The 22,223-nt window shown below is 70.1% G+C and carries 23 protein-coding genes; 11 read left to right on the top strand and 12 right to left on the bottom strand.

All coding sequences use genetic code 11. The features are described 5' to 3' along the window. Together CM1CMNOD_RS14795 and CM1CMNOD_RS14790 are read right to left on the bottom strand one after the other, a co-directional pair. On the bottom strand, positions 1 to 1,332 hold a 1,332-nt coding region (locus CM1CMNOD_RS14795; RefSeq protein ID WP_131774039.1), incomplete at its 3' end, for an NtaA/DmoA family FMN-dependent monooxygenase. A gap of 38 nt (positions 1,333 to 1,370) precedes the next feature. Then, a complete protein-coding gene (locus CM1CMNOD_RS14790) occupies positions 1,371 to 2,567 on the bottom strand; it encodes an LLM class flavin-dependent oxidoreductase (protein ID WP_013874407.1) in 1,197 nt (398 codons plus the stop codon). Positions 2,568 to 3,622: 1,055 nt separating this feature from the next. Here CM1CMNOD_RS14790 and CM1CMNOD_RS14785 point away from each other — a divergent pair. After that, positions 3,623 to 4,096: a nucleoside deaminase gene (locus CM1CMNOD_RS14785; RefSeq protein ID WP_013874406.1), complete on the top strand. Its 474-nt coding sequence runs from the start codon at positions 3,623 to 3,625 to the stop codon at positions 4,094 to 4,096. Positions 4,097 to 4,143: 47 nt separating this feature from the next. Here the strand turns inward: CM1CMNOD_RS14785 and CM1CMNOD_RS23210 are convergent, their stop codons facing one another. Then, positions 4,144 to 5,778 (bottom strand): bifunctional adenosylcobinamide kinase/adenosylcobinamide-phosphate guanylyltransferase, encoded by a 1,635-nt coding sequence (locus tag CM1CMNOD_RS23210; protein WP_013874405.1) that lies wholly within the window; start codon positions 5,776 to 5,778, stop codon positions 4,144 to 4,146. 12 nt (positions 5,779 to 5,790) lie between these two features. Next, positions 5,791 to 5,961: a hypothetical protein gene (locus CM1CMNOD_RS21880; RefSeq protein WP_013874404.1), complete on the bottom strand. Its 171-nt coding sequence runs from the start codon at positions 5,959 to 5,961 to the stop codon at positions 5,791 to 5,793. Between the two features lie 220 nt (positions 5,962 to 6,181). Here CM1CMNOD_RS21880 and CM1CMNOD_RS14775 point away from each other — a divergent pair, with 220 nt between their 5' ends. Further along, on the top strand, positions 6,182 to 6,394 hold the full coding sequence (locus CM1CMNOD_RS14775; protein WP_013874403.1) for a hypothetical protein: 213 nt from the start codon (positions 6,182 to 6,184) through the stop codon (positions 6,392 to 6,394). Positions 6,395 to 6,525: 131 nt separating this feature from the next. Here the strand turns inward: CM1CMNOD_RS14775 and CM1CMNOD_RS14770 are convergent, their stop codons facing one another. Genes CM1CMNOD_RS14770 through nadA form a run of 3 tightly spaced genes read right to left on the bottom strand, consistent with a single transcriptional unit; the run spans position 6,526 to position 9,497 of the window. Beyond that, entirely contained in the window at positions 6,526 to 7,506 is a 981-nt protein-coding gene (locus tag CM1CMNOD_RS14770; protein WP_013874402.1) for an aldo/keto reductase family protein, read from the bottom strand. Positions 7,507 to 7,560: 54 nt separating this feature from the next. Next, positions 7,561 to 8,253: a DUF3043 domain-containing protein gene (locus CM1CMNOD_RS14765; RefSeq protein WP_131774038.1), complete on the bottom strand. Its 693-nt coding sequence runs from the start codon at positions 8,251 to 8,253 to the stop codon at positions 7,561 to 7,563. Next, positions 8,253 to 9,497, bottom strand: coding sequence for a quinolinate synthase NadA (nadA, locus tag CM1CMNOD_RS14760; protein WP_013874400.1), 1,245 nt, complete (start codon positions 9,495 to 9,497; stop codon positions 8,253 to 8,255). Before nadA ends, CM1CMNOD_RS14765 begins: the two co-directional genes overlap by 1 nt. A gap of 486 nt (positions 9,498 to 9,983) precedes the next feature. On the opposite strand from nadA, the gene CM1CMNOD_RS14755 reads away from it, so the two are divergent. Continuing rightward, complete coding sequence (locus CM1CMNOD_RS14755) at positions 9,984 to 10,367, top strand: HesB/IscA family protein (protein ID WP_013874399.1); 384 nt, start codon at positions 9,984 to 9,986, stop codon at positions 10,365 to 10,367. A 300-nt stretch (positions 10,368 to 10,667) separates the two neighbouring features. Then, complete coding sequence (locus tag CM1CMNOD_RS14750; protein WP_043603795.1) at positions 10,668 to 11,648, top strand: carbohydrate kinase family protein; 981 nt, start codon at positions 10,668 to 10,670, stop codon at positions 11,646 to 11,648. Positions 11,649 to 11,714: 66 nt separating this feature from the next. Here the strand turns inward: CM1CMNOD_RS14750 and CM1CMNOD_RS14745 are convergent, their stop codons facing one another. The 3 genes from CM1CMNOD_RS14745 to CM1CMNOD_RS14735 form a co-directional block, all read right to left on the bottom strand. Further along, positions 11,715 to 12,014, bottom strand: coding sequence for a sulfurtransferase TusA family protein (locus CM1CMNOD_RS14745; RefSeq protein ID WP_237702798.1), 300 nt, complete (start codon positions 12,012 to 12,014; stop codon positions 11,715 to 11,717). 50 nt (positions 12,015 to 12,064) lie between these two features. Beyond that, positions 12,065 to 13,213, bottom strand: coding sequence for a cysteine desulfurase family protein (locus CM1CMNOD_RS14740; RefSeq protein WP_043603789.1), 1,149 nt, complete (start codon positions 13,211 to 13,213; stop codon positions 12,065 to 12,067). Between the two features lie 207 nt (positions 13,214 to 13,420). After that, the gene (locus CM1CMNOD_RS14735; RefSeq protein ID WP_237702795.1) at positions 13,421 to 14,095 is read right to left on the bottom strand and encodes an ATP-binding protein; all 675 of its coding nucleotides are present in this window, start codon (positions 14,093 to 14,095) and stop codon (positions 13,421 to 13,423) included. Between the two features lie 394 nt (positions 14,096 to 14,489). On the opposite strand from CM1CMNOD_RS14735, the gene CM1CMNOD_RS14730 reads away from it, so the two are divergent. The 5 genes from CM1CMNOD_RS14730 to CM1CMNOD_RS14710 all read left to right on the top strand — a co-directional run bounded on the left by CM1CMNOD_RS14730 (position 14,490) and on the right by CM1CMNOD_RS14710 (position 18,525). Then, the gene (locus tag CM1CMNOD_RS14730) at positions 14,490 to 14,747 is read left to right on the top strand and encodes a type II toxin-antitoxin system Phd/YefM family antitoxin (protein ID WP_043606757.1); all 258 of its coding nucleotides are present in this window, start codon (positions 14,490 to 14,492) and stop codon (positions 14,745 to 14,747) included. Further along, positions 14,732 to 15,130: a type II toxin-antitoxin system VapC family toxin gene (locus CM1CMNOD_RS14725; protein ID WP_013874394.1), complete on the top strand. Its 399-nt coding sequence runs from the start codon at positions 14,732 to 14,734 to the stop codon at positions 15,128 to 15,130. The genes CM1CMNOD_RS14730 and CM1CMNOD_RS14725 overlap by 16 nt, the downstream gene beginning before the upstream one ends. A 276-nt stretch (positions 15,131 to 15,406) precedes the next feature. Further along, positions 15,407 to 16,363 carry an aa3-type cytochrome oxidase subunit II gene (gene ctaC / locus CM1CMNOD_RS14720; protein WP_013874393.1) on the top strand — a complete coding sequence of 319 codons (957 nt, stop codon included), beginning with the start codon at positions 15,407 to 15,409 and terminating at the stop codon, positions 16,361 to 16,363. Continuing rightward, positions 16,360 to 18,036 carry an aa3-type cytochrome oxidase subunit I gene (gene ctaD, locus CM1CMNOD_RS14715; protein WP_013874392.1) on the top strand — a complete coding sequence of 559 codons (1,677 nt, stop codon included), beginning with the start codon at positions 16,360 to 16,362 and terminating at the stop codon, positions 18,034 to 18,036. Before ctaC ends, ctaD begins: the two co-directional genes overlap by 4 nt. A gap of 87 nt (positions 18,037 to 18,123) precedes the next feature. Then, complete coding sequence (locus tag CM1CMNOD_RS14710) at positions 18,124 to 18,525, top strand: cytochrome c oxidase subunit 4 (RefSeq protein ID WP_013874391.1); 402 nt, start codon at positions 18,124 to 18,126, stop codon at positions 18,523 to 18,525. Positions 18,526 to 18,768: 243 nt separating this feature from the next. Here the strand turns inward: CM1CMNOD_RS14710 and trpD are convergent, their stop codons facing one another. Both trpD and CM1CMNOD_RS14700 read right to left on the bottom strand, forming a co-directional pair. Continuing rightward, positions 18,769 to 19,911: an anthranilate phosphoribosyltransferase gene (trpD, locus tag CM1CMNOD_RS14705; protein ID WP_013874390.1), complete on the bottom strand. Its 1,143-nt coding sequence runs from the start codon at positions 19,909 to 19,911 to the stop codon at positions 18,769 to 18,771. 240 nt (positions 19,912 to 20,151) lie between these two features. After that, the gene (locus CM1CMNOD_RS14700; protein WP_013874389.1) at positions 20,152 to 20,568 is read right to left on the bottom strand and encodes a response regulator transcription factor; all 417 of its coding nucleotides are present in this window, start codon (positions 20,566 to 20,568) and stop codon (positions 20,152 to 20,154) included. Between the two features lie 443 nt (positions 20,569 to 21,011). Here CM1CMNOD_RS14700 and CM1CMNOD_RS14695 point away from each other — a divergent pair, with 443 nt between their 5' ends. Together CM1CMNOD_RS14695 and CM1CMNOD_RS14690 are read left to right on the top strand one after the other, a co-directional pair. Next, entirely contained in the window at positions 21,012 to 21,416 is a 405-nt protein-coding gene (locus CM1CMNOD_RS14695) for a Fur family transcriptional regulator (RefSeq protein WP_043603786.1), read from the top strand. Positions 21,417 to 21,644: 228 nt separating this feature from the next. After that, positions 21,645 to 22,079 (top strand): rubrerythrin family protein, encoded by a 435-nt coding sequence (locus CM1CMNOD_RS14690; RefSeq protein WP_013874387.1) that lies wholly within the window; start codon positions 21,645 to 21,647, stop codon positions 22,077 to 22,079. The last annotated feature ends 144 nt before the right edge of the window (positions 22,080 to 22,223 follow it).

The raw sequence follows: 22,223 nt of genomic DNA, 5'->3' as shown, positions 1-22,223 counted from the left end.
GGCGGGGAGGCCGAGGTTGTCGCGCAGGGTTGTGCCGGTGTATTCGGTGCGTAGGGAGCCGCGTTCCTGGAGGAGCGGGACCACCCTGTCGACGAACTCGTCCAGGCCGGTGGGGGTCAGGTGGGAGCCGAGGATGAAGCCGTCCGAGCCGTCGTTCTGGACGAAGGAGTCGATGCGTTCGGCCACCTGCACCGGCGTGCCGATGAACTCGGTGCGGCTGAAGACGTGGATGGCTAGCTCGCGCAGCGAGTAGTTGTTCGCCTCGGCCAGCGCCCGCCAGCCGGCCACCGTCTCGTGCGGGTCCTGGGCCAGGCGCGCCCGGCCCTGGATCGTCAGGGGGGCCTCCGGGTCGGGGCCGACATCCGGCAGCGGGCCGTCGGGGTCGTAGCCGGAGAGATCACGGTTCCAGACGGTCTCGAGCAGGATCTGCGCCGTCCGGCCGCTGACCTGCGTCCGGGTGATCTCCCGGTGCCGTTCGACGGCTTCGGCCTCGGTGTCGCCGAGCACGAACGACGCCGAGGGCAGCAGCTTGACCGAGCCGGCCGGACGGCCCTGGCGCAGCGCCCGGGCCTGGATGTCCTGGTAGAACTCCCGCGCCTCGGGCAGGTGGCGGTAGGGGGAGAAGATCGCGTCCGCGCTGCCGGCGGCGAAGTCCCGGCCCTGCGGGGACACCCCGGCCTGCAGGACGCCCGGACGGCCCTGGGGGCTGCGCGGGACGTTGAAGTGCCCGGAGATGTCGAACTGCTCGCTGTGCTGGCTGAACGCGCCCACGGTGTCGTCGCGGACGAACCGCCCGCCGTTCTTGTCGGCCACCACGGCGTCGGCGGGCCAGGAGTCCCAGAGCTTCCGGGCGGTGGCGAGGAACTCGCCCGCGCGGACGTAGCGGTCGTCGCGGTGCAGGAAGCCGCCGCGGCGGAAGTTCTGCCCGGTGAAGGCGTCGAAGGAGGTCACCACGTTCCAGCCGGCCCGCCCGCCGGAGAGGTGGTCCAGCGAAGCGAGTTGCCGGGCCAGTTCGTACGGCTCGTTGAAGGTGGCGTTGATGGTGCCGACCAGGCCGAGGTGTTCGGTCACCGCGGCCAGCGCGGCGAGCACCGGCAGGCTGTCCGGCCGGCCGACGATGTCCTGGTCGAAGATCAGGCCGAGCCGTTCGCGCAGGATCAGGCCCTCGGCGAGGAAGAAGAAGTCGAACCTGCCGCGTTCGGCGGTCCGGGCCAGGTGCTGGAACGAGGAGAACGCGATCTGGCTGCCGGCGGCCGGGTCGGACCACACCGTGTGATGGTTCACGCCACCGAGATAGGCGCCGAGGATGATCTGCTTGCGGGGCTTGCTCATACGTACGCTCCAGGCGCTCGATATCAGCCGGCGGGTCGTCAGGCGGCGGCGTAGCGGTTGGCGGGCCTGGGCAGCCCGAGCAGGCCGCGCAGCGTGTCCGCCTCGTAGGCGGTGCGGAACAGGCCGCGCTGTTGTAGCTCCGGGACCAGCGTGCGGGTGATCGCTTCCAGGTCGTGCGGGATCGCCCCGGGCCGCAGCCGGAAGCCGGACAGGCCCGCGCGCTGCCAGTCCCGCAGCAGGTCGGCGAGTTCGGCGGGGGTGCCGGTGAACACCAGCGCGTCGCTGCCGTACTCGCTGCCGGCCAGTTCGTCCAGGCGCTTGCGGCGGTCGTTCGCCGCCGTCGCGGCGGTGTCGAGGAAGACGACGAGATCACCGAAGACGTGCACGTTCTCCGTCCGTCCGGCGGAGTGCTGCTCGGCCCGGACCTCCTCGACGATCGCGCGCGCGTCGTCGGTGTCCCGCGGGGTCACGTAGACGACGTCGGCCGAGCGGGCACCGAACCGGTAGGGCAGCGTGCTGTGCGCGAGCGCGGTGACCAGCGGCTGCCCCTGCGGTGGCCGCGGCACGATCGACGGGCCGCGGACGCTGAACCACCTGCCCTTGAAATCGATGTAGTGCAGTTTCTCGCGGTCGATGAACCGACCGGTGGCGGCGTCGCGGATCTCCGCGTCGTCCTCCCAGCTGTCCCACAGCTGGCGGACCACCTCGACGAAGTCGCCGGCCTCCTCGAAGTACTCGGCGACCAGCGCCTGGCCCTCGGGTGTCGCGTAGTCCTCGAGCCGCAGGCGGGGGATGTCGCGGCGGCCGAAGTGGGAGTTCTCGCTGGGACGCGACAGCTGCGCCCGCCAGCCGGCCCGGCCGGTGCTGACGTAGTCCAGGGTCGCTACCGCCTTCGAGACGTGGAACGGCTCGGCGTGGGTGACGGTCGCGGTCGGGACGAGCCCGATGTGCGCGGTCAGCGGCGCGACCCGGGAGGCGATCAGCACCGCGTCCAGGCGCCCGCGCACCTGGTCGGTCCGCCCGTCCGGCCCGTCATAGCGGGAGGACTGCACGCCGAGGGCGTCCTCGATGGTGACGAAGTCCAGCAGCCCGCGCTGGGCCTCGGCGACCAGGTCGACCCAGTAGCGCGGGGTGAACAGCTCGAGCGGGCGCGCCCGCGGCTCCCGCCAGGCCGCGGGATGCCAGCCGGTACCGTCCAGCGCGACGGCGAGATGAAGTGGAAAGAGCGCGGGCATCAGACGTGTCGTCCCCTTCTCTTCTTTTTCTCTTTTTACTTCTCGGGTGTTTCCTGGGTGCTTCCCGGGCTCCGGGTGTGTCTCGTCGGCCGGCAGGGTTCCGTGACGGCGCGGGAAACGGCCGATGCAATGGCATCGAAACGGCGTCCGACACGGGGTGTCGATCGGTGTCCGCTCATCTCGGCAGGCCGCCGGCAGCACGGTGGGATCTTTTTACTTCCGGGCCCGGGTTACCCGCCGGATCGCAGCCACTGCCTTTCCTCGCCGACGCCGCTGGTCAACAGGTGTCAGCTACGGGAAATCGGAACACGGCCGCCTGGAACGCGGGACGACATGAATGACATGAACGGCATGTACACGGGCCTGACATCGCCGTACCGCACTGACGGGTGGACCGGCTGACGCTCCGTCAACGACAACAGAGAGAGCTTGCGAGACGAGAGAAGTCGAGGTACCTGCGGGTGACGAACGTTCCCCGCGCCGACGCGCTCTTCAACGCCGGCATGCTCGTCACCGCTCCGGCACTTTTCGCCGCCCGCGTACTTTTCGCTGCGCACGTCACTGCACATGCACTCTTCAGTGCCACAACTAGACCGTAGCCGAGGGTCGCGCGCGGCGCAATGACGCCGGCTCACGGGATTGCCGCGGCCGCCCGCGCGGGACCGTGTATCCACGCCCGTCCGTCGCGCGGCGGCACGTCTTTCATTTATTCCCTCTGCGTCCTTGTCACTTCCGCATGTGTTCGTACTGCTTCCGTGTGTGTTCGCGCCACGATGTAGTGGGCGTTGCGCCCGCTGCTGGAGCCACGGACGAGCCGGTCCGGGACGAGCCGGTCGAGCGCGCGCTTCGCCCCGGCCTGGGTGAGGCCGGCCAGGGCCGCAAGGGCCGGGTAGCGGCATACCTGCGAGAGCAGGTGCGTGCGGCGGGCTGGCGGCTCGGCGTGGGGAGGACAATCAGCTCTCGTGCGGCCAGATCCGGTACAGCCAGATGCTGTACAGCCGGATCCCGCGCGGCCGGGCCCGGCGCGGCTGGGGGCGACGCGGCTGGGGGCGGCCGTGGCGAAGTACGAGCCGTGGATGCGCCGCGCCCTGGAGATGGCGCGGGCGCTGCCGGACCCGGGAGCCGGCGATCCGCCCGTCGGAGCGGTGATCTACGGCCCGGACGGACGGGAGATCACTGCCGCGCACCACGACCGGCAGCGGACGGCCGACCCGACTGCCCACGCGGAGATCACCGTGCTCCGGCGGGCCGGGCGCGCGCTCGGGACGTGGAAACTCGACGGCTGCACCCTGGTGACCACACTCGAGCCCGGGGTGATGGCCGCCGGCGCCGTCGTCCTCGCCCGGATGCCGCGGCTGGTCATCGGCTCGTGGGACGAACGCAACGGTGCCGTCTGCTCCCAGTGGGATCTCGTGCGTGACCCGAGACTGAACCACTTCGTCGAGGTCATCCCCGAAGTCCTCAAAGCCGAATGCGACGCGCTGCTCAACCGCCACCTCGGCCCACGCCAGTCATCCGGACGCGGCTGACCGGGTGGCCTCGATACGCGCGGCTTGGCGCCAGGATGAAACGCGGGTCAGCGCAGGCGGGTGGGGATGCCTGCGACGACGTGCCAGACCTCGTCGGACTCGGCCGCGACCGCGGCGTTGAGGCGGCCGAGGGCATCGCGGAAGCGGCGTCCGACCGCGGTTGCCGGCACGACCCCGGAGCCGACCTCGTTGGTCACCGCGATCACGTGCCGACGGGTGTCCCGCCAGGCAGCCAGCAACTCCCGGAGCCTGGTGGGCCATTCCCCGGCCGACGTTTCGCCAGTCGCCGTTTCGCCGGTCGCGCCGTCGTCGGACGGACTGTTCCCGGCCCGGTGGCCGTCGTCCGGATGCTCCTCGCTCAGGTGGGCGGTCAGCCACAGGGTGAGGCAGTCGATCAGCAGCGGTGGGCCGTCCGCGCGCAGCAGCGGTGGTAGATCGGTTGTCTCCAGCGTCGTCCAGTGGGACGGCCGGCGGGTGCGGTGGGCGGCCACCCGCGCCGCCCAGTCGGAGTCGCCCGGCGGGACCGGGCCCGCCGTGGCCACGTAGACCACCTCCGGCCAGGCGGTGAGCCGTCGTTCGGCTTCCGCGGACTTCCCCGACCGGGCACCCCCGGTGATCAGGACGCGATACGGCCGGGGCGGGCCCACCGGGGGCCGTGTTCCGCGGAACACGGTGCGCTCGGGCCGGCCGCCGCCATCGGTACCGGCGGTGCCAGTGCCGCCAGCGCCAGTGCCGGCTGGCCCGAGCACGCCATTGGACGTAGTGCTGCCGGGCGCGCCGCTGGCTACGACGGTGCCGAGGACGTCGCCGCCGGCGGCATCGAGGACGTTGCCAGGGGCGGTGGTGCCGCGGACGCCACCGGTGCCGGTGCCGGTGGCGATGACGGTGCCATCGGGATAGAGGTGCGCGCCCATCAGCGCCAGCCGCCGGGCGAGTTCGTCGCCGGGCGGGTTGCGGTGGCTGAGATGGACGGCGACGACCCGGGTCGTTTCGACCACGGCCTCCCGCCGCCGCAGCCGCGCGAGGACGTCGGCGAACGTCGCCAGGTCGAGATGGTCGCCGAAGCCGGGCCGGTCGCCGTTGTTCTCCTCCATCAGCACGACGTCGAAGGCGCGTCCGGTCAGCGCGTCCAGGGTCGCCGGTGGCAGCGGCGCGGCGGTGTCGCAGGCGTAGAGCAGGCGTCCGCCGTCAGGGGCCGTGATGTCGTAGAGCAGCGCCGGGCCCACGAACGCGGCCCCGTGGTTGGCCGCCAGCGCGCGGATCTCGAAACCGTCCAGTGACAGGACGTCACCGGCGTGTGCCAGCCGGAACCGCAGCGCCCCCGTGTCCCCGTCCGGGGGCGCCACGAAGGGACGGCAGGCGTCCAGCGAGGCGGGCGGCCCGACGACGTCCAACGGACGGGTGGCCACCGTCGACCACGTCCGCCACAGCAGGGCCGCGGGGCCGGTGTGATCGCCGTGGGCGTGGCTGAACAGCAGGTGACGCACGTCGGCGAGCCGCACCCCGAACCTGGTGGCGGCGCGCGGCACGTCCGGCCCGCAGTCGATGAGCAGGCGGTCGTCGACGAGCACCGCGGTCTGGGTGCGCACCTGGTGTTCGCGGGCCCACTCGCAGGACGCACACCCACACCACGGGTTGGGCCAGCCGTCGGCCGACCCCGTGCCCAGCAGCCTCAGGCGCACTGGCCCGGACGCCTACGGGTGCGGATGGCGCCTGCGGTCGGCCAGCGTCATGAGCGCGATCACGACGCCGAGGAGCACGATCGCGCCGATCGTGACCAGCCCGACCTGCCACCAGACCAAGGGCGCCTCGTGCGACTCGGCGGTAGCCTCCGCGAGCAACGTCGTGACACCGTGCGAAGTCATGATCACGGTCTCCTTCCTCTGTGTCGACTGGCCCGGCCGTCCGACGGATCGTATGGGGTGTTTCCGTTCACCGGCCACCTGTCCGCCCGGCTACCGCCGCTGACCAGCGGCCACGCTCCGGATCCGCCACCGGTCGTCTCCTCCGGGCCCACCGTCGGTGTTGGATGGTGTCCGACGGACAGCGCGACGAGGACCGACGACCTGGACAAGGGGGCCAACGGTGAGCTGGACCTGGCGTTTCGAGACGGAGGACGGTGGGGCGGTCACTCCCGCTGGCTCGTTGCCGTCGGAGTCGTTCCCGACCCAGAGCGACGCCGAGACCTGGCTGGGAGAGATCTGGCAGGAGCTGCTGGCCGCCGGCGTCCAACAGGTGGTGCTCCACGAGGGCGATCGCAGAGTCTACGGCCCGATGAGCCTGCGCTCCGTCGACTAGCGGCCGTCGACCAGCGGCCCTGCCGCCGAACGCGCCGATCGTGTCTTGCGGGCGTTCGGCGGCCCGTGCCTGGTAGACCCACCGGTCAGGCCCACGGCCGCGGGCCTGACCAGGCTGGCTGGGCCGGGCGGCTAGCCGACGATTTCCGGATCGGTGACGACCACGCCGTCGAGCACGGAGTCGATGCGGGCCAGCAGGTCGGGGTCGAGCTTCACTCCGGACGCCCTGACGTTCTCGTGGACCTGCTCCGGCCGGGACGCCCCGATGATCGCCGACGCCACGTTGTCGTTCTGGAGCACCCAGGCCACCGCGAGCTGGGCCGGGGACAGGCCGGCGTCGGCCGCGACGGGCAGCAGGTCCTGCACCCGGGCGAGGACGTCGTCGCCCAGCAGCCGCTGGATGAAGTGCCCGCCGGTCGTACTGGTGGCGCGGGTGTCCACCGGCGGCGGCTGGCCCGGCCGGTACTTGCCGGTGAGCACGCCCTGCGCGACCGGTGACCAGACGATCTGGGAGATGCCGGCGGCCCGGGAAGCCGGGACGACCTCGGCCTCGATCGTGCGCCACAGCAGCGAGTACTGCGGCTGGTTGGAGATGATCCGGTCGAAGCCCAGTTCGTCGGCTGTCCGCACCGCGTCCGAGATCTGCGCGGCGCTCCACTCCGAGACGCCGACGTAGAGGACCTTGCCGGCCCGCACGAGGTCGTCGAAGGCCCGCAGGGTTTCCTCCAGCGGCACGGTCGGGTCGTACCGGTGCGCCTGGTAGAGATCGACATAATCGGTGCGCAGCCGCCGCAGCGACGCGTGGCAGGACTCGATGATGTGCTTGCGGCCGAGGCCCCGGTCGTTCGGGCCGGGGCCGGTCGGCCAGAAAACCTTGGTGAACAGCTCGTAGGACTCCCGGCGGACGCCGTCGAGCGCCTCGCCCAGCACGGTCTCGGCGCGGGTGCCCGCGTAGACGTCGGCCGTGTCGAAGGTGGTGATGCCCTCGTCGAGAGCGGCCTGTACACAGGCGAGCGCCTGGTCCCGTTCGACCTGGTCACCATGGGTGATCCAGTTACCGTATGAGATCTCGCTGACGGACAGTCCGCTACGCCCGAGTCGTCTGTGCTCCACACAGTCACCTTAGAACGCCTGTGCCCCGAGACGCCCGGCCGTGAAATCACACGTTCATCGTTGGCCGTCCCGACGGCTCACCCGGGGCCGGGGCATCCGCCAGCGGGGAGGCAGGAGCGCGCGCTGCACCGAGTAGGCCCGGACCCGGACTCGCGAGTCCGGGTACTTCCGTGCCACCCGACGGCTGACCTGGCGGGCCAGGACCACCGAGTCGACGGCCACCGCGAGCAGGCCCAGCAGCATCAGCGAGGTGGTGACCAGCCGCACGTACGCGTTGGGGACGATGCCACCGAGGAAGTACACCAGGGCGGCGGCGAGGAAGAACGGCCCGATGTTGCGGCGGGTGTCGACGAAGTCCCGGGCGAGCGCCCGCTCGGGGGCGCGCTCGCGCGGCGGCAGCCTGCTGACGTCACCGGAGAGCATCGCCGCCCGGTACTCCCGGCTCGACCGGCGGCGCTCCTCGCGGACGCGGGCCCGGGCCTCCTTGCGGGACGTCGGGGTGGGCAGGGCGCCGCCGCGTGCGCGCGCCGCCCGCGCCTGGCTGCGCTTCGGGGTGGGACGGCCCTTCCCCACCCCGTTGCCCGGCCGGTTCCCACGTTCGGTGTCGGCGGTGGGGGGAGCGGAGTCGGCCGTGGCCACCGGTGTGTCCGCGGTGTCCGCGGTGTCCGCGGTGTCCGCGGTGTCCGCGGTGTCCGCGGTGTCCGCGGGATCGTCGGAGACGGACGTGCGTCGTTTCAACAGTGCCATCAGGGCAGCGCCAGCATCTGGTCGAGGGCCTTCCGGGCGTATGCCGCGACGTCGGGGTCGACCGTGATGCGGTTGACCGTCTCGCCGCGGACCAGGGATTCAAGGGCCCACACGAGGTGGGGCAGATCGATACGGTTCATGGTGGAGCAGTAGCACACCGTACGATCCAGGAAGACGACGGTCTTGTCAGGGTGCCGGTTGGCCAGCCGCTGCACCAGGTTCAGTTCGGTGCCGACGGCGAACCGGGAGCCGGGCGGGGCCTCGTCCACCGCCTTGATGATGTACTCCGTCGAGCCGACCAGGTCCGCGGCGGTGACGACCTCGTGCCGGCACTCGGGATGCACCAGTACGGTGATGCCGGGTATCCGGGCGCGCACCTCGTCGACGCAGCCGAGGCTGAACCGGCCGTGCACCGAGCAGTGCCCCTGCCACAGGATCATCCGGGCGTCCCGCAGCTGTTCGCGGGTGAGGCCGCCGCCGGGGCGGTGCGGGTTGTAGACGACGCAGTCGTCCAGCGACATCCCCATCTCCAGCACGGCGGTGTTGCGGCCGAGATGCTGGTCGGGCAGGAACAGCACCCGCTCGCCGCGCCGGGCCGGCCCGAACGCCCATTCCAGCGCCCGGCGGGCGTTGGAGGACGTGCAGATGGTGCCGCCGTGCCGTCCGGTGAACGCCTTGATGGCGGCGGAGGAGTTCATGTAGCTCACCGGGACGGTGCCCTCGGCGAGGCCGGCGTCCGCGAGCGTCTCCCAGGCCTGTTCGACCTGTTCGGCCGTGGCCATGTCGGCCATGGAGCAGCCGGCGGCGAGATCGGGCAGGATCACCTGCTGGTGGTCGCCGGTGAGAATGTCGGCGCTCTCCGCCATGAAGTGCACGCCGCAGAAGACGATGTGCCCGGCCTCGGGCCGGGCGGCGGCCTGCTGGGCGAGTTTGAACGAGTCGCCGGTGACGTCGGCGAAGGCGATGACCTCGTCCCGCTGGTAGTGGTGGCCGAGGACGAAGACGGAGTCACCGAGGGCGGCTCTGGCCGTTCTCGCCCGTTCGACGAGCGTCGGGTCGGACGCGGGCGGCAGCGCGCCGGGGCAGTCGACCCCGCGTTCACTGTCGGGATCCGAGCCGCGTCCGAGTAGCAGCAGCTCGAGCGGCCCGGCCAGGGGCCGGGAGCGTGGCGGGGCCGGCGGTGTGACCGGAGGTGTTCCCGGCGCCGCGACGCCGGCGCGTTCGAGCGCGGGATGGGTCGTCATGCTCGCTCCTGAGGTCGACCGGCTGTCCGTGGCCTGGCCGCACGCATGGGGACGTATGGTCGGTAAGACTCTAACTCGCCACGGCCCTGTACCGCACCGTCTGGGACCTTCTGCCGTACCGCGCGGGACGAGTTCGTGATCACAGCCGCGGGTCGTGTGCTTGGTCGTGCGCGGACGACCTGCGTACGATGGGAAGGCAATCGCGGCGGGCGGTGTTCCATCCAGGCGTGTGCAACGGCTCGCTGGTGAGGACGGGAGGACTGTCGTCGCGACGGCACGAACGGCGACCGTGCATGAAGGGTGGCGTCGCGGGCATCCCATGTTGTTGCCTACAGTGATGCGCACGTACTGGATGCGCACGTATTGCGAGTAGCCGAATACCTCTGGCATCCCTGCACACGTATCCAATCGGCCGAAGGAGGAGCGACGGTGGCTGCCGTCGTGACTCCCCACGCCCCAGGGAATATTCACTAGGGAGCAGCCTCCATGACAGTCCAGGACACGACGACCGATACGGCGACCGGCGTGGACACAGCGACTCGTTCGAACACCGTCATCCTGACCGACGTGGCCGCGCACAAGGTGAAGGGCCTGCTCGAGCAGGAGGGGCGTGAGGACCTCCAGCTGCGGATCGCCGTCCAGCCCGGCGGCTGCTCCGGCATGCGCTACCAGCTCTTCTTCGACGAGCGGCAGCTTGACGGCGACACCGTCCTCGACTTCTCCGGTGTCAAGGTCGCGGTCGACCGGATGAGCGGCCCGTACCTCGGCGGGGCGACGATCGACTTCGTCGACACGATCGAGAAGCAGGGCTTCACGATCGACAACCCGAACGCGGCGGGCTCCTGTGCCTGCGGCGACTCCTTCCACTGATCCCTGGCGCCCTGCTGGTTCCCGGGGTCGGGCGCTGATTTCTGGGGCCCGGCCGGGCGTGTTGCCATGGTCGGGGTGGCGGTAGGCGTCCGTCGCCGAGGCGACATCAGCCGGTGGGTCCGGTCCGGGGTGCCGGACAGCGCCGGGGTTGCCGACGGTGTCCGTTCGGTGTGGCGTCGATGGTGGCGTGGGTTGTGACGTGTGGCCGGCTGGGAGTGGCCAGCCGGCCACACGTCTGCCGTGTCCAGATGTCGGATGGACCCGGCAGTTACGGACGATGGCCAGGTAGAATCACGCATCGTGCCTATTGCCGTTACGGGTTCCATCGCGACCGACCATCTCATGCGCTTTCCGGGCCGGTTCGCCGAGCAGCTACTGGCCGACCAGCTGGACAGGATCTCCCTGTCGTTCCTTGTCGACGACCTGGTCATCCGGCGCGGGGGAGCGGCCGCCAACATCTGTTACGGGCTCGGACGGCTGGGCCTGCGTCCCGTTCTCGTCGGGGCGGTGGGCGAGGACTTCGCCGACTACCGGTCCTGGCTCGACCGCAACGGTGTCGACACGAACTCGGTGTATGTGAGCGAAATTGCCCACACCGCCCGTTTCGTGTGCACCACCGACGACGACCTCTGCCAGATCGCCTCCTTCTATCCCGGCGCGATGAGCGACGCCCGGCTGATCGAGCTGCGTCCGATCGCCGACCGCCTGGGCAGCCTGGACCTGGTGCTGATCAGCCCGAACGACCCGGAGGCGATGCTCCGCCACACCGACGAGTGCCGCGAGCGGTCGATCCCGTTCGCGGCCGATCCCTCCCAGCAGCTCGCCCGGATGGACGGCCCGCAGATCCGCCGGTTGGTCGACGGCGCGGCCTGGCTGTTGTGCAACGAGTACGAGAAGAGCCTGCTGGAGAGCAAGACCGGCTGGTCGGACACGCAGGTGCTCCAGCGGGTGGGCGTCCGGATCACCACCCACGGCGCGGACGGGGTCGCCATCGAGGCCGTTGGGCAGGCGCCGATCCGGGTGCCGGTCGTGCCCGCCCGGGTCACCCCGGATCCGACCGGTGTCGGGGACGCCTTCCGCGCCGGCTTCTTCGCGGGACGCGCCTGGGAACTGTCGTTGGAGCGCAGCGCGCAGCTCGGCTGCCTGCTCGCCACGCTGGCGCTGGAGACCATCGGCACCCAGGAGTACGAAACCGTTCCGGCCGAACTGGTCAAGCGCCTGTCGGAGACCTACGGCGCGGACGCCGCCGCACAGATCGCGGCGCACCTGTCCACGGCCTGACCAGGGCCCCCCGGGGGGCCGCGGTCCCCGGGGCCACAGCCTGACCGGGGATTCCTGACCGAGGATTCAGGTGAGCCGGCGGACGAGGTAGGCCGTCCCGCCCGTGGGCAGCGCCCGGGTCGCGACCAGCTCCTGAGCGCGCATCCGGCACCAGGCGGGGACGTCGAGGTCCGCGGCCGGGTCGTCCGCCCACAGCACCAGGGTGGCGGCGAGGTCGAGATCACCGATGCGGCGGGCCAGTTCGATGATCGGCAGCGGGCATCGCCGGCCCCGTGCGTCCGCGGTGAACGCCGCCACGTCCCAGTGGATGTCGTCCGTATTATCCGTTTTATTTATATTTTTTGTCATAGCCCGACTGTTCGTCATGGTCCGGTTGTGCATCACGGTCCGGTTGTGCATCGCGGGCCGGTTGTGTGTCACAGTCCGGCGGCCCCGGCCCGTTCGCGGACGCGGGCGACCGCGTCCGGCAGGACCGCCAGCAGGGCGTCGACGTCCCCGCTGTCGGACTCCCGGCCGAAGGACACCCGAATGTTCCCCTGCGTCAACGCACCCATCGCGGCGAGCACGTGGCTCGGGGTGAGCGTGTCGGAGGTGCAGCTGGAACCGCTGCTGACCGCGATGCCCGCCCGGTCCAGTTCGTGCAGCAGCGACTCGCCGTCGACGTATAGGCAGGAGAAGGTGATCATGTGCGGCAGCCGGCCGGCCGGGTCGGGGTCGCCGAGCACCTCGACGTCCGCTATGAGCTCGGGCAGTCGGGCCTGTAGCCGTTCCACATAGCCGGCCAGGCGTGGACCCTCGGTGATGATTTCGTTGGCCCGGGCGTGCAGGGCCGCGGCCGTAGCGACGATCCCCGCGACGTTGGGGAAGCCGGCGACCCGCCCGCCCTCGCGCTCGTCCGCGGGCAGCGGGTTGACCCAGCGGCGTCCGGTGCGCACCACCAGGATGCCCACGCCCGCCGGCCCGCCGAACTTGTGCGCGCTGGCGCTGAGCAGGTCGGCGCCCAGCGCCGTGACGTCCACCGGTATCCGCCCGAGCGACATGGCCGCGTCCACGTGCAGCGGGACGCCCATGGCGTGCAGGACATCCGCGGCCGCAGCCACCGGCTGGATGGTGGCGACCTCGTGGTTGGCGTGCTGCAGGCTGGCCACCGCCGTGTCCGGCGGGGGAGTGAAGCTCACCGGATCGACACGGCCGAACCTGTCCACCCCGATGGTGCCGACCAGGCCGCCGGCGTGCTCGTGCCACTCGGCGGCGTGCAGGACACAGGAGTGTTCCACGGCGCTGACCAGGATGCGGCTGCCGGCGCGGCGGCGGGCCCGGGCCGCGCCGAGCAGCGCGAGCTGGGCCGCCTGGGTGCCCGAGGCGGTGAAGCTGACCTCGTCCGGCCGGGCGCCGATCACCCCGGAGACCGTCTCCCGGGCGGCGTCGAGCAGCATGCGGGCCTGCCGGGCGTCGCGGTACAGCCGGGCCGGGTCAGCCCACCCCTCGTCGATCGCGGCCAGCAGGGCCGCCCGGGCCGTCGGATGCAGAACGGCCGTAGAAGCATGATCGAGATAGGCCGGCACGCCTCCCACGGTATGCCGCCACGTTCACGCCATGCTGGCGCGCGGGCCCGTCTCGCCGCAGGCCCGAAGCGGCGGCCGAGAGCCACGACATAACTGTCCGACCCAGGAAAGATCGCCAAAAGTTTGTCGTTGACGGCCGTTCTGCCGGTCGATGTATCGTCCGGCTGCCCGGACACATCCTGAGAGCCGCCTTATGGATCCGGATGGTCACGACATTTCGTCCAGGCGCTGGTAGACGGTGGGGCGTCCTCTGCCGCCGAGCTGGACGATCAGACCTCGACCGCGCAGCCGACGAAGTGCCCTGCGGATGGTGGGGGCGGTCAGTCCCGGGTCTCTTTCCAGCTCCGAAACGGTCCGCGTTCCCTTGGCGAGAGCCTGGTGGATCCGCAGTTCCGTGGTGTTCAGATCCGTCTCGGCCGGCGTGGCTGTCCTCCGCTGGAGAACGACGGTGAACCGGATGCCGCTGTCGATGTAGTGGGCGGGCGGCAGATGGTATGCGGCGAGCGCGTCGGTAATGGTCGGGATGCCGCTTGCGAGAGCTTCGATGACGCGGGCCCCGGTCTCCGGGGAACGGACGTGCTGGCAGATGGCGACCAGCCTGGCGTTGCGTGCCGAGGTGACGGTGTCCCGGCTGAGGCGGTCGACGGTGATGCCGTACAGCCCGCCCGGATCCGCCACGACGAGGCGGTCCCGCCGCAGCCGTACCTCGACAGCGAGGCCGGCGGACCAGTGGTCGAGATCACGGTGGACCAGGGCGTTGGCGACCAGTTCACGGAAGGCGACGAACGGATAGGTAGGACTGTCGTGCTCGGTACCGTCCGCCTCGGAGACGATCGACGTGTCGAACGTACGTCTGGCCCACAGCAGCGCGGCGTCGAGCATCCGTGGAATGGATCCGGTGATCGTGACCTGGTTCCTGGCGCGTGTTCCAGCGGGATCGGTCGACAGCGGCTCGGCCGATGCCTGGATGACGTACCGGGGAAACCACTGCTGAGGGTGGACGTCGAGCGCGAGCAGGCCGGCGACGGTGGGCCGGCCGTCGGTGAGGACGACGAACGGTTCGCACCTGCCCGCGCGGGGGTTCCGGCCATGTCGTGGTCGCTCAGAACCTCAGCGAGGTCAGGGCTGGGCCGGGCGTGGTGCGGCGGCGCTGTTTCCGGCAGACGCGTCTCCGTTCGCGGACGCCGGTGGGCCGCACGGCGCGTCGGCGTCCATGTGACGTCGATCGATGCGAGCGATGTGGAGTCGTATCTGATTTTCAGACATGCTGGTGGTCGTGCGCACCGTAACGGCGACCGAGGCGTCCCGCGGGTTCTCGGATCTGCTTGACGCGATCGAGGCCGGCGAGACCATCGTGATTACACGAGGCAATCGACCAATTGCGGAAATTGGGCCGGCGCGTCGGCGAACCGGAGCCGATCTTCGAGCTGTGCTTGTCGGCACCACGCCACCGGATGACGCCTTCGAGGCGGACATCGCGCAGGCGGTCGGTCACCTGGCCGTGGACGAGGGCGACCCGTGGGCCGCCGCCTGATCCTCGACACCGGCATCCTCATCGCCTACGAACGGGGAACGGTCGACCGCGCCGCCCTGGACGACGACGAACTCGCGGTCGCGGCCGTGTCGATCGCCGAGTATCGGGTGGGGATCGAACTGGCCGACATCGCAGCCAGGGCCACCCAACGTTCACAGGCACTGGCCGCCATGACATCCGTGCTGGACGTGCTGGACTACACGCAGGGCACGGCCGCTCACCACGCCCGTCTCATCGCGGCCTCACGCCGGATCGGACGGCGTCGCGGCGCCCACGATCTGATTATCGCGGCCCATGCGGCCGAGACCGGACGGATCGTCCTCAGCCGCGACGTCAAAGCCCGTTTTGCCGATCTTCCTGGCGTCCTCGCGGCGGAGGTATAGGCATCCTCCCGCCACGGATTCGGGAAGGCCCCGTCGCCGCGGGTTGTGGCGGGCCGTCTGTCGCACCACAAGCCGACGGCGGGGCGAAAAGGTGGTCCGGCGGGTTGTCCGGGATGCCTTCGTCGGGGCGGGAGGGCTCACCTGTCGGGGCTCTGGCGTGATGCCGGACGGGTAGCTGGGATACGCTCCTGCCGCAGCATCTACAGCTTGTCGAAGAGCCCTGCGTCGACCGGGTTGGTTCGCCCGGGCCGACGCATTCGTGGGAGGCAGGACCTGGTGACCCGATCCTTCGGCCGACCTCGGCCGTTGCCCGCCGATGTCGAGGAAGCGGCCGCCTCCGACGCTGCCCGGGCGGGGAGTACGAACCGCGCGCGAGGTTCTGATCACCGCGCCGCCCGTGCCCGGCCGCGGCGGCGCCGCTTGGCCCTGACGGCCGGGCTCGCGCTGCTCGTCATGACCGCGACCGGGTGTGATGTTCCCAACTTCGGTTTCCCCGACGGAGTGACGGACCAGACACCGCGCATTCTGAACCTGTGGCAGGGCTCCTCGATCGCGGCGCTCGCCGTGGGCGTGTTCACCTGGGGTCTGATCTTCTACGCGATCATCGTGTTCCGGAAACGGTCGGACGACCTGCCGCGGCAGGTCCGGTACAACCTGCCGGTCGAGATCCTGTACACCGTCGTGCCCCTGGTCATCGTCGCCGGGCTGTTCTACTACACGGCCCGGGACGAGATCGAGATCAACCGGCTGCCACCCGACCCGGACGTCACCGTCAACGTGATCGGTTTCCGCTGGAACTGGCAGTTCCGCTATCTCGACACCGGTCGCGACGGCACCGCCCCGATAGAGGTCACCGGCAGGCCCGGCGAGCCGGCCGTCCTGGTGCTCCCGCAGAACCGGACGATCCGCTTCATCGAGACCTCGCCGGATGTGATCCACTCCTTCTGGGTGCCTGAGTTCCTGTTCAAACGGGACGTGGTCCCCGGCCGGATCAACCAGTTCCAGCTCACGATCACCAAGACCGGTACCTTCGTGGGCCGTTGCGCGGAGCTGTGCGGAGTCGACCACGACCGGATGAACTTCTCCGTCAAGGTGGTCCCCGGTGACGAGTACGACCGGTTCATCGCCGAACGGACCCGCCCGGCCTCGGACGTGACCCCGGCCACAGTCACCGCCGCCGGGGCGCCCGCGCAGACATCCGCCGCACCGAGCACCTCCGGGAGCCGACAGTGACACTGGTGCACGAGCCGCCGGCCGGCCACGTCGAGGATCTCCACACCAGGCCGCGGACGAACCTGCTCGGCTACCTGCGGACGACGTCCCACAAGGACATCGCCCTGCTCTACGGCGTGACCTCCTTCATCTTCTTCCTCTTCGCCGGGATCATGGCCGAGCTGATGCGGATCGAGCTTGCCCGGCCTGGTCTGCAGATCGTGTCGAACGAACAGTTCAACCAGTTGTTCACGATGCACGGCACGCTGATGCTGCTGATGTTCGCCACGCCCATGGCGTTCGCGTTCGCGAACTTCCTGATACCGCTGCAGATCGGCTCGCCGGACGTGGCCTTCCCCCGGCTGAACGCGCTGTCCTACTGGTTCTTCCTCTTCGGTAGCCTGACCGTCGTCACGGGCTTCCTGACCCCGGGCGGCGCGGCGGACTTCGGCTGGTTCGCCTACGCCCCGCTGAACAACTCGCTCTATTCGCCGGGGGCCGGCGCCGACCTGTGGATTCTCGGCCTGGCGCTGTCCGGTCTGGGTACCATCCTCGGCGCGGTCAACATGATCACGACGATTCTCTGTCTGCGGGCGCCGGGTATGACGATGTTCCGGCTGCCCATCTTCTGCTGGAACTTCCTGATCACTTCGATCCTGGTGCTGATCGCCTTCCCGGTCCTCACCGGCGCGCTGCTCGCGCTTGAGGCGGACCGCCGGCTGGGCGCGCACATATTCGACGCGGCCAACGGCGGCGCGATCCTGTGGCAGCACCTGTTCTGGTTCTTCGGCCATCCCGAGGTCTACATCATCGCCCTGCCGTTCTTCGGCATCATCAGCGAGGTCCTGCCGGTCTTCTCCCGCAAGCCGCTGTTCGGGTACAAGGGGCTGGTCTTCGCGACGGTCGGTATCGGCGCGCTGTCGGTGGCGGTGTGGGCACACCACATGTTCGCCACCGGGGCCGTCCTGCTGCCGTTCTTCGCCTTCCTCTCCTTCCTGATCGCGGTGCCGACCGGGATGAAGTACTTCAACTGGATCGGCACCCTGTGGCGAGGGCAGATCACCTTCGAGACGCCCATGTTGTTCGCACTGGGCTTTCTCGTGACGTTCCTCTTCGGCGGCCTCACCGGCGTGCTGCTGGCCAGCCCGCCGATCGACTTCCACGTCAGTGACAGCTACTTCGTGGTCGCGCACTTCCACTACGTCGTTTTCGGCTCGGTGGTCTTCGCCGCGTACGCCGGGATCTACTTCTGGTTTCCCAAGGTCACCGGGCGGCTGCTCGACGAGAAACTCGGGAAGATCCATTTCTGGGCGTTGTTCTTCGGCTTCCACCTGACCTTCCTGATCCAGCACTGGCTGGGCGTGAAGGGTATGCCGCGCCGGGTCGCCGACTACTCGCCCACCGACGGTTTCACCACCTACAACACGATCTCCACGGCCGGCGCCTTCCTGTTGGCCACCTCGACCCTGCCGTTCATCTACAACGTCTGGCGTTCGTACAAGAAGGGCGAGCTGGCCGTCGTGGACGACCCGTGGGGCTACGGGAACTCCCTGGAATGGGCGACGTCCTGCCCGCCGCCGCGCCACAACTTCCGCTCGCTGCCGCGTATCCGCTCGGAACGGCCGGCTTTCGACCTGCACTATCCGCAGGCGGCGGGCAGCGTGGACTACCACGCCACGCCTGAAATCAAATAGCCGACCCGTGGGCCGGCAGGAGACCAGCCGAAGCCGATGCGATGATTTTTTCGCGTCGGCGGAGGCCGCAAGGGAGGAGCGGTAGCCATGAAGATCGAAGGCGTGGTCTTCCTCGTATTCACAATCTTCTGCGCGGCGGTCGACGTGGTCTACTGGTTCACGTCACAGGATCCGACCGGCACCGTCGCGTTGGCGCTGTGCGGCAGCCTCGGCCTGCTGGTCGGTGGATATCTGCTGTTCACCGCCCGCCGGATCGGAGCGCGGCCACAGGACCTGCCCGACGCCGAGGTCGCCGACGGAGCCGGGGAACTCGGGCACTTCACACCGGGTAGCTACTATCCGATCTTCATCGCGTTCAGCGCCAGCCTGGTTGTCTTCGGCATCGTCTTCGGCGTCTGGCTCGCTCTGATCGGCGGGCTCCTGACGCTGTTCTTCGTCACAGGCCTGCTGTTCGAGAACCTGTGGCACCCACCCGTCCCCGAAGACTGATCCTGTTTCCGGTGGGCCGGACGCCGGCCCACCGGGAACAGGCGGCCCTGGGCTGGGCCGGCCGCCCACGCGCGGGACAGCCCAGGTGAGACAGGTCCTGACCTGCTCTGGATGGAACTTCCGCCTGTCGGCGCCCATCGGTACGGACGTACGCGAACGGACATACGCGACAGGTCCTCCGGCAGGGGCCGGATCTGTCCTGGGTGAAAACCGGCCTCTGGGTGAACCGGTGCTGCCCTGGCCTCAGACGCCGCTGGACGCGGCGGCGGCAGCCGCCTGGCTCGTCCTGACCCAGCGCCCCAGCGCGGCTTCGGCCGCGCCGGAATCCAGCGACCAGGCGGCCCGGCTGAGCTGACGCTGGATCTGCTCGCTCACCGGTGCGGCGGTCGGCCCGGTGGAGGCGACCAGAGCCGTCGCGGCGGCCAGCAGGACGGCGTCGCGTACCAGCCCACGACGTCCGGCCAGCAGAACACGGGCGACCTCGGCGTTGTGGGCGGCGTCACCACCCCGCAGCTCCGCGGGGTCGCCGGGCTGAATGCCCACCGTTCGTGGGTCGAAGGCCTCCTGCCGGACCGTGCCGCCACTGATCACCCACACCGTCGACGTGGTCGTCGGCGTGAGCTCGTCGAGGCCGTCGTCGCCCCGGAACACCAGGCCCCGGGTGCCGCGCGCGGCGAGCACGCCCGCGACGACCGGGGCCAGCTGTGGATCGGCGACCCCGATGGCCTGGGAGGCGGGCCGGCCCGGGTTGGTCAGCGGCCCGAGGATGTTGAAGAAGGTGGGCACGCCGAGCTCACGGCGCGTCCCGGCCGCGTGCCGCATGGCCGGATGGAAGACCGGGGCGAAACAGAAGGCAGCACCCGCCCGGGCCAGGCAGGTGCCGACGGCGGCCGGCGGCAGGTCGATGACGACGCCGAGTTCCTCCAGCAGGTCGGCCGTGCCGCACCGCGAGGACGCGGCCCGGTTGCCATGCTTGATCACGGGGATGCCGGATCCGGCGACCACGAGCGCCGCCATGGTCGATATGTTCACCGAATGTGATCGATCTCCGCCGGTGCCGCAGGTGTCCACCGCGCGTTCCCGAACGTCGTCGGAGACCTCCAGCGGCGCGGCGTGGTCGAGCATCGCTTCGACCAGGCCGCGGACCTCCTCGGCGGTCTCACCCTTGGCCCGTAGCGCCACCGCGAAGCCGGCGATCCGGGCGGGTGACGCCGCGCCGGACATGATCTGCTGCATCGCCCAGCCGGCATCCTCGGCGCGCAGTGAGTCCCCGCGCAGGAGCAGCGTGAGAAGTTCGGCCCAGCTCGGCTGGCCGGCGGGTACGGGTACGGCCGGCTCGTCCCTCTCCGTGCCTGTTGGCTCCGTGCCTGTTGGCGTGGCCATCATCCCTGTCTTCCCCGTTGTGATCGTACTTGGTTGTTCCTGGCGTCCGGTCGTTCCCGCTGCCCCGGCTGCTCCCGGACCACCGAGCTGTTCGTGCCGTCCGGCCATCCGGGTACCGCGCGGACTGTTTCTCGGACGGATCGCGGGTAGTCCGACCGGCCGGGCCGGCGTGCCGGGTGGGGCCGTGGCCGGGCGTTGGGCGCCATGGCCCCAGGGCACTGCCGTCAGCAGGGAAGGGACGTGTCAGTGAGCGGGGGAGGACTGCGCGCGGGGCGCCGGCGAGTGCCGGCGGCGCAGCAGCGTGACGACGACCTCGGTGAGCTCGGCGGGGCCGACCGGATGAGCGACCACCGCGTCCGCCAGCGACCAGCTCGCCAGCCAGCGGTCGTCCCGACGGGCGACCAGCAGGACGGTGGGCGGGGGGTTGGAGATCTCGTTCTTGATCTGCCGGGACAGGCCCATACCCCCGCTGGGGGCGGCCTCGGCGTCCAGGACGCAGATGTCGGCTTCCCCGTGGTCGACCGCGTCGATCACGGACGGGCCGTCCGTGGCGTCCAGGAACTCCAGGATGCCGAGTTCGCGGTCGGGAAGCGGGCCGATGGCGAGCTTCACCCGCTCCCGGACTTCGGGCTTGTCCGCGTACACGAGAACGGTACTCATGCGACCGCAGGCCTTTCACTCGAAGCGGCCGTTGGCAGGATGGCGCCCGATGGGAGCGTCGAGGAGTCACACACCGCGACCGCGGCAGTGTGCGCCCATGGTGGGTGTGCGCCCATGGCGTGATGTGTGCCCATGGTGAGGGACCCGCCCGCAGGGTATCCGATCGTGCTGACAGGTGACGCCCACGGTCGTGGCACCGGGAGCTGTGCGGGACACGCAGGGGAGATGCCGATGTGTCATCGCCCGGTCCGCCAGGCTGGGCGTGGCGGGTTTGCGGGACTGCCGTCCTCTAGTAGAGAATGAGACTCGTTCTCAAGGGTGTCGACCGCAGCAAGATTCAGTCGCGGCCAGCCATGACCAAACGTCACAAGACAATTGCGGACGGTTTGCTAGGGCAGGGCGTGTCTACCAACGGCATCGGACGTGACAGCATCGGATGTGACATGGACGGTCAGCAGGCTCTCCGTCTCACCCCCCAGCGCCGCGCGGTGCTGGAGGTGCTTCAGACTGCCCACAACCATCCGACAGCGGCCGAGGTCTACGATCGCGTCCGAGAAGTCGCGCCAGGTATCGGCGCTGCCACCGTCTACCGGTCTCTGGGGCTGCTCGTCCAGGCCGGACAGGCCCTCGAGCTCAGTCTCGGCAACGGTACGGCCGCCCGCTACGACGGGAACACCAGCCGTCACGACCATCTGGTCTGTGACCGCTGTGGACAAGCCGTGGACATCGATCTGCCGAGCCCGGTGGAGATGATGGTCGACGAGCTCGCGCACAGCACCGGCTTCGCGATCACAGGCTACGACCTGCAGTTGCGCGGCCTGTGTCCGTCCTGTCGACCGGGTGGTTGATCACCGGAAGCCCTGAACACCATCGGTTGTCGCGCGGCCGGTGTCCCACTCGAGGTTTCCCGCGCCGCCGCGAGCCACTCATCCGAGCGGTCGTCACCATCCTGGACGGCCGCACCCCAAGGGCGTCGCCTCGCACCAGAGGTGACCGCACTTGAAGAAGGTCACCAGAGACGACCGCACCCGAAAGAAGGTCACCAGAGGTGACCGCACCCGAAAGAAGGAGCATGTATGTCCAAGCTTGACGGCACGAAGACGCACGACAACCTCAAGGAGGCGTTCGCCGGCGAGAGCCAGGCGAACCGCCGTTACCTCTACTTCGCCCGGGTGGCGGACATCGAGGGCCTGACCGATGTCAGCTCGCTCTTCCGCGACACCGCCGAGGGTGAGACCGGTCACGCTTTCGGCCACCTGGACTTCCTCGCCAAGGTCGGCGACCCGGCGACGGGGAGCCCGATCGGTGACACCGCCAAGAACCTTGCCAGCGCCGTGGCGGGGGAGACCTACGAGTTCACCGCGATGTACCCGGGCTTCGCCAAGACCGCCCGTGAGGAGGGCTTCGAGGAGATCGCCGACTGGTTCGCCACCCTCGCGCGCGCCGAGAAGACCCACGCCGGCCGCTTCCAGAAGGCCCTGGACACGCTGGACACAGTCGCGGCGGAATAACTCCGGCAGGCCGTACCGCTTCGGGCTGTCACCAGGGCGGAGCCGCCTGCCGCCGAGAAGGTAGCTGGCCGGGGTGGACGCACAGGTCGCGTCCGCCCCGGCCACTACACGTTGTCGGCGCGTGACGTTGTCGGCGCGTGCCCG

Source organism: Protofrankia symbiont of Coriaria myrtifolia (assembly GCF_900634755.1).
Lineage (GTDB): Bacteria > Actinomycetota > Actinomycetes > Frankiales > Frankiaceae > Protofrankia > Protofrankia coriariae.
This window is presented reverse-complemented; position numbering and strand designations above follow the sequence as displayed.

Bases quoted from the DNA above. Each gene is read 5' to 3' on its own strand.
- CM1CMNOD_RS14690 (WP_013874387.1), top strand. From the start codon at position 21,645: ATGTCCAAGCTTGACGGCACGAAGACGCACGACAACCTCAAGGAGGCG.
- CM1CMNOD_RS14745 (WP_237702798.1), bottom strand. From the start codon at position 12,014: ATGACGAACAGTCGGGCTATGACAAAAAATATAAATAAAACGGATAAT.
- CM1CMNOD_RS14695 (WP_043603786.1), top strand. From the start codon at position 21,012: ATGGACGGTCAGCAGGCTCTCCGTCTCACCCCCCAGCGCCGCGCGGTG.
- nadA (WP_013874400.1), bottom strand. From the start codon at position 9,497: ATGACGACCCATCCCGCGCTCGAACGCGCCGGCGTCGCGGCGCCGGGA.
- CM1CMNOD_RS14735 (WP_237702795.1), bottom strand. From the start codon at position 14,095: ATGCTCGACGCCGCGCTGCTGTGGGCCAGACGTACGTTCGACACGTCG.
- CM1CMNOD_RS21880 (WP_013874404.1), bottom strand. From the start codon at position 5,961: ATGACTTCGCACGGTGTCACGACGTTGCTCGCGGAGGCTACCGCCGAG.
- CM1CMNOD_RS14700 (WP_013874389.1), bottom strand. From the start codon at position 20,568: ATGAGTACCGTTCTCGTGTACGCGGACAAGCCCGAAGTCCGGGAGCGG.
- CM1CMNOD_RS14790 (WP_013874407.1), bottom strand. From the start codon at position 2,567: ATGCCCGCGCTCTTTCCACTTCATCTCGCCGTCGCGCTGGACGGTACC.
- CM1CMNOD_RS14755 (WP_013874399.1), top strand. From the start codon at position 9,984: ATGACAGTCCAGGACACGACGACCGATACGGCGACCGGCGTGGACACA.
- CM1CMNOD_RS14710 (WP_013874391.1), top strand. From the start codon at position 18,124: ATGAAGATCGAAGGCGTGGTCTTCCTCGTATTCACAATCTTCTGCGCG.
- trpD (WP_013874390.1), bottom strand. From the start codon at position 19,911: ATGATGGCCACGCCAACAGGCACGGAGCCAACAGGCACGGAGAGGGAC.
- CM1CMNOD_RS14765 (WP_131774038.1), bottom strand. From the start codon at position 8,253: ATGGCACTGTTGAAACGACGCACGTCCGTCTCCGACGATCCCGCGGAC.